Origin of the sequence: Oliverpabstia sp. (genome assembly GCF_022785585.1) — a bacterium.
GTDB classification, from domain to species: Bacteria; Bacillota; Clostridia; order Lachnospirales; family Lachnospiraceae; genus Oliverpabstia; species Oliverpabstia intestinalis.
Genome location: NZ_JALFPR010000174.1, coordinates 1 through 5,427 on the forward strand (window position 1 = coordinate 1; position 5,427 = coordinate 5,427).

6 protein-coding genes are annotated in these 5,427 nt (G+C 47.6%); all 6 read left to right on the top strand.

Annotation, left to right across the window (positions count from 1 at the left end; genetic code table 11):
- On the top strand, window positions 1-178 hold a 178-nt coding region (locus tag MSA64_RS11750), incomplete at its 5' end, for a GGGtGRT protein (RefSeq protein WP_287891698.1).
- A 226-nt stretch (window positions 179-404) separates the two neighbouring features.
- A complete protein-coding gene (locus tag MSA64_RS11755) occupies window positions 405-1,724 on the top strand; it encodes an MATE family efflux transporter (RefSeq protein WP_287891695.1) in 1,320 nt (439 codons plus the stop codon).
- Window positions 1,725-2,252: 528 nt separating this feature from the next.
- Window positions 2,253-2,810, top strand: a complete 558-nt coding sequence (gene thiW / locus MSA64_RS11760; RefSeq protein ID WP_154432565.1) for an energy coupling factor transporter S component ThiW — start codon at window positions 2,253-2,255, stop codon at window positions 2,808-2,810.
- On the top strand, window positions 2,770-3,603 hold the full coding sequence (gene thiM, locus MSA64_RS11765) for a hydroxyethylthiazole kinase (RefSeq protein WP_287891696.1): 834 nt from the start codon (window positions 2,770-2,772) through the stop codon (window positions 3,601-3,603). Before thiW ends, thiM begins: the two co-directional genes overlap by 41 nt.
- 153 nt (window positions 3,604-3,756) lie before the next feature.
- On the top strand, window positions 3,757-4,392 hold the full coding sequence (thiE, locus tag MSA64_RS11770; RefSeq protein ID WP_287891697.1) for a thiamine phosphate synthase: 636 nt from the start codon (window positions 3,757-3,759) through the stop codon (window positions 4,390-4,392).
- A 185-nt stretch (window positions 4,393-4,577) separates the two neighbouring features.
- A complete protein-coding gene (locus MSA64_RS11775; protein WP_022173214.1) occupies window positions 4,578-5,009 on the top strand; it encodes an RrF2 family transcriptional regulator in 432 nt (143 codons plus the stop codon).
- Window positions 5,010-5,427: the final 418 nt, after the last annotated feature.

The window sequence follows — 5,427 nt, forward strand, 5'->3', positions numbered from 1 at the left end:
TGGTATGACAGATACTCTGGGACGTATGCATTCCGATGCACAGTTCGCAGGTTCTTCTTCTGTTCCGGCTCACGTAGAAATGATGGGTCTGATCGGTGCAGGTAACAACCCGATGGTTGGTATGACTGTAGCTGTTGCAGTTAGTATTGAGGAAGCTCACAAAGCTGGTAAATTCTAAGAAACCCTTATAAAATAGGCGTTTTTAAAAGTGTTCAAACGAGAAAAGAAAGCCGCAGGTTTCGTGCCTGCGGCTTTTTCTATCATCAAATATCCGAAAACTGACTGATTTGATAAAAGAAAAATTGTCAGAAAACCGATTGACTCTATAACGATTATAAGGTTTAATATAGATTAGAAAGAAACTTTGCCGAGGGAAAGCGTCAGAGTGATAAAGGAGTAGAAACATGGAAAGAGATCTTACATCGGGAAGTGTGTGGAAAAATATTGTGTATTTCTCACTTCCCTATCTGTTGTCTTATTTTTTACAGACATTATATGGTCTGGCGGATCTGTTTATTGTCGGGCAGTTTGATGGTGTGGCGAGTACGACGGCGGTATCGATCGGCAGTCAGGTGATGCATATGCTGACGGTGATGATCGTAGGCCTGGCGATGGGAACGACAGTGAATATCGGACGGGCAGTGGGTGCGCGGGATACCAAAAAGGCGTCTAAAGTAGTGGGAAATACTATGGTGCTTTTTGTAGGTGTCTCAGTGGTGCTTGCCGTGGTTTTACTGTTACTGGTGCGTCCGATCGTGAATGTAATGTCCACACCGGAGGAAGCGATAGAAGGAACGGTTCGTTATCTTACCATCTGCTTTATCGGAATCCCGTTTATCACGGCTTATAATGTGATCGCATCGATCTTCCGTGGCCTTGGAGATTCCAAAAGTCCGATGTACTTTATCGTAATTGCCTGTGTGGCAAATATTGCGTTGGATTACATATGTATCGGTGCGTTTCATATGGGACCGGAAGGTGCGGCGCTGGGAACCACGCTTTCCCAGACAATCAGTGTGGTTGTATCGCTCTGGGTGATCTTAAAAAAGCAGACAGGAATTTCTGTAAAAAGAGAAGATTTCCGACCGGATCGTGTAACGATGGGGCAGGTGCTGAAAATCGGTATCCCGATCGCAGCACAGGATGGATTTATCCAGGTAGCGTTTATCATCATTACGATTATCGCGAACCGCAGGGGACTGAGTGCTGCAGCAGCAGTGGGAATCGTGGAAAAAATCATCAGTTTTCTGTTCCTGGTGCCATCTTCGATGCTCTCTACCGTGTCTGCACTGGGAGCACAGAATATGGGAGCCGGCAAATACGAACGGGCCGATCAGATTCTCCGGTATGCGATGGGAATTGCGGTTGGTTTCGGACTTTTCGTCTCACTGTTGATCCAGGTGACCGCAGAAACGGCGGTTGGTCTGTTTACGACAGATGCGGTGGTCATCCTGCTGGGAGCACAGTATATCCGTGGATACATCTGGGACTGCATTTTCGCAGGAGTACATTTCAGTTTCAGTGGATATTTCTGTGCGTATGGAAGATCAGAGATCTCGTTTATCCACAACCTGATCGCGATTCTCTGTGTTCGGATTCCGGGCGTATATCTGACTTCAAAGATCTTTCCGGATACGCTGTTTCCGATGGGACTGGCTACGGCAACAGGATCTCTGCTGTCGGCGATCATCTGTATGATCGCATTTGACTGGCTGAAAAAGTGATGACGTTGTTTGACATTTCCGTAAAGCAGTGCTATGATATGTAAGAATTAAAGAACGGGAGCTTGTGTGACAGGCTGAGAGGAAGATAGATCTTCGACCGCACCTGATTTGGGTAATGCCAACGGAGGAAATACATATCGAGAGAGTGTACATCTGTCCGTGCTGGTGCGGACAGATGTTTTTGTATACTGCAAAAATTTTTATGACAAATAACATATAAAAATATGCAGAAGTACATGCTCGGCTATCTTTGGCTTTTCGATCTTTACAATTAATAAGAGACTGTACTTGCAGGCATTTTGCGAAAAATGTTCGGACGACACAGACAGTGTGTGAACAAGGCAGATGCAGGTGAATCTGAGGGGGAGCGCCCTGAGATCCGGCATACAGAAAAAAGCGATGGGAATCCGTGTTTCGGAGTGAGAGGAAGTAATAGAACTTCGACCGAAAAAAAGAGGGAAACTGCGCTTTTTTCTGCTCAAGAAAGAAAAAGACGGTTTTCCCGGAAAACAAGAGAGGAAAACAAAAATGGAAAAACAAAGACTGAACACATTTCGCATGGTAATGCTGGCTATGATGGTAGCAATTGGTGTAGTGATCTCCCCGATCCTTCGTATCGAGGGAATGTGCCCGACAGCGCATCTGATCAATATTGTATGCTCGGTGCTGATGGGACCGTGGTACTCCCTGCTTTGTGCAACGATGATCGGTGTGATCCGTATGTTATTTATGGGAATTCCGCCACTTGCACTGACAGGGGCTGTATTTGGTGCATTTTTATCCGGTGTTTTTTACCGCTTATCCGGCGGTAAGATCATCTGTGCGGTACTGGGAGAAATCTTTGGAACCGGTATCATCGGATCGCTGGTTTCTTATCCGGTGATGGCCTTTATCATGGGAAGAGACGGGTTGAATGCATTTTTCTACACTCCGATGTTTATCTCAGCAACGATCATGGGTGGCGCAGCAGCATATGTGTTCCTGAAAGCGCTGAGCAAAGCAGGCCTGCTGGCAAAATTTCAGAGAAGTCTTGGAGCAAAAGTTTATGATAAAACAGTTAGAAAATCAGCTGAAGAGCGTGCGTGATGCAACAAAGAGAGAACAACCACTGATTCACTGCATCACGAATCCGATTTCCATTCACGGATGTGCGAATATGATCCTTGCGGTGGGCGCAAGGCCGATGATGGCAGAGCATCCGATGGAGGTGGAAGGTATCACAAAGACAGCGGGAGCACTGATGCTGAATCTTGGAAATATTACCGATGTGCGGATCGAGTCCATGAAGTGTTCCGCGCGGACGGCGGCGAAAGAAGGAATTCCGGTTCTGCTGGATCTGGTAGGCGTATCCTGCAGTAAGATTCGGATGGAACTTGCCATGGAACTGATCGAAAAAGGAAAGATACAGATCCTGAAGGGAAATATTTCCGAACTGCTTGCAATCGCCGGACAGCCGTTTCACGGAACAGGTATTGATGCCGGAGCGGAGGATGCGATGACCGGGGACAATGAGGAAGAGAGAAAAGAAATCTTCCGAAGAGTTTCGAAAAAGACTGGAAGTGTACTTCTGGCTACCGGAGCAAAAGATCTTCTGGTGGATCAGAACCGGTGTCTGATTCTGGAAAATGGTGTGCCGGAGCTGTCCGGGATCACAGGAAGCGGATGTATGGTCGGCGCGCTTTCGGCGGCTTTCCTGGCGCAGAGAGATCCGTTTGTGGCGGCACTGCTTGGGACTTCGGTGATGGGAATCGCCGGGGAGATCGCCGCAAAGAGGTCAACAGGACCGGGAAGTTTTCAGATGGAACTTCTGGATGCGGTGGCAGGGCTGACACAGGAAGAACTGGAGGCAAGGATCTGGATTCGGGAGATTGGAATATAAAGTGGTCTTAGAGTCACCCGAACTGTTCATGCAAAGAATACGGGAAGCCATGATCACAAAGTGAAAGAGAGCTCATGCGTCTGTTATCATAGGTGGTATGCTGACTGACGGGTGAAATGATGAAAGTAAAATTTCAGGAAGGAAAAAACAGGTATGAAAACAGATTTGGATATGACGTTATATCTGGTGACGGACAGCACCTATCATACAGAGGAAACATTTTACAAAACGATCGAAGAGGCATGCCAGGGAGGTGTAACACTGGTGCAGCTACGGGAGAAAAACTGCGGCGGACGGGAATATCTGGAGAAAGCAATGAAGGTAAAGGCAATCACCGACCGCTATCAGATTCCACTGATCATCGATGATCGTGTGGATGTGGCAATTGCCTGTGACGCCGCCGGTGTCCATGTGGGTTCCTCAGATCTTCCGGTAGCCGTGGCAAGAAAACTACTTGGGCCGGACAAGATCGTGGGCGCTACGGCAAAGACTGTGGAAGCGGCGAAAAAGGCGTATGAGGACGGTGCGGATTACCTGGGTGTGGGAGCGATTTTCCCGACAACGACAAAGGTAGTCACGATCCGTACTTCCGTGGAAACACTGAATGAGATCTGCCAGAGTGTACCGATTCCTGCAGTGGCGATCGGCGGCTTGAATGATGGAAATATGGACATCCTCAAAGGCGGTAAGATGGCAGGTGTGGCTGTCGTTTCCGCCATTATGAAAGCGGAAGACCCGAAGGCAGCAGCGGCACGGCTGAAAGCGCATGTGGGAGAGCTGCAGGGATAAGATGTAAGGTCCTGAATATATGGATAAAAAAGAGAGTTGTTGCAAAGCAGGGAAGTTATATAGAAGTGTTTTGCAGCGACTTTTTCTGATTTTTGGAAACAGATAAGGGAAAAACGAAATTCCCTCTTGAAAATCATAATAACCTTGTGGTAAACTAGGTATATAGGAAATATGGAGGTTATAGCATGAAAATATCGACAAGAGGGCGTTATGCGATTCGTGTAATGTTGGATCTGGCAGAACATAATACGGGAGAGTATATTCCGTTGATGGATATAGCAAAAAGGCAGGAGATTTCCGAGAAGTATCTGGAGGCTATCGTGGCTTCACTGAGCAAGAACGGATTTGTGCGTTCGCTGAGAGGAAAGGGAGGCGGTTATCAGCTATTGAAGGATCCGTCAGAATATACGATTGGAAGTATTCTTCGGTTGACAGAGGGGTCTCTGGCACCGATAGCCTGTCTGGAACATGAGCCGAATCAATGTGAGAGAGTCTCTGTCTGCAAGACCCTGAAAATGTGGGAGGGAGCATACAAGGTGATCACGGAGTATTTCGATGGGATTACGATTGCAGATTTACTGGCAGATACTACGGATGTGGGGAACTACATTATTTAAAATATGAGAGTGTTGGCTAATGGGGACGCAGCCGCCCCTTGCTTCGCTCCTGCTGGCAACGTGGGCAGGGGAACTTTGAACTAGCCGCTAACTTCGACTAAATTCACGAGGGTCGGCTGACCCTCGCGAAAGTCTACGTAAGCGTCGGATTTTAAAGCTTCCCCTAAGCGCCCACACAGTGTTGCCTGCAGGAGCGAAGCAAGGGGCGGCTGCTGTGCGTTAGCCAAAGGGGGAGGAGGTGTAGAGCGGTGTTGTATGGTATGGGATAATAAGAAAAAAGGTAACTATTCAGTAGCCACTGTCCCGCGAGGTGTTTTGACATGAATATGTCAAAATCCCGAGACATACAAGCCAAAATGCCATCACCGAAGGTGATTTACGCGAGCAACGAGTCAAAGTCCGTGCTTGCACGGAACCT

Excerpts from the sequence above, each read along its gene's own strand:
- MSA64_RS11755 (WP_287891695.1), top strand. The coding sequence starts at position 405 with ATGGAAAGAGATCTTACATCGGGAAGTGTGTGGAAAAATATTGTGTAT.
- thiW (WP_154432565.1), top strand. The coding sequence starts at position 2,253 with ATGGAAAAACAAAGACTGAACACATTTCGCATGGTAATGCTGGCTATG.
- thiM (WP_287891696.1), top strand. The coding sequence starts at position 2,770 with ATGATAAAACAGTTAGAAAATCAGCTGAAGAGCGTGCGTGATGCAACA.
- thiE (WP_287891697.1), top strand. The coding sequence starts at position 3,757 with ATGAAAACAGATTTGGATATGACGTTATATCTGGTGACGGACAGCACC.
- MSA64_RS11775 (WP_022173214.1), top strand. The coding sequence starts at position 4,578 with ATGAAAATATCGACAAGAGGGCGTTATGCGATTCGTGTAATGTTGGAT.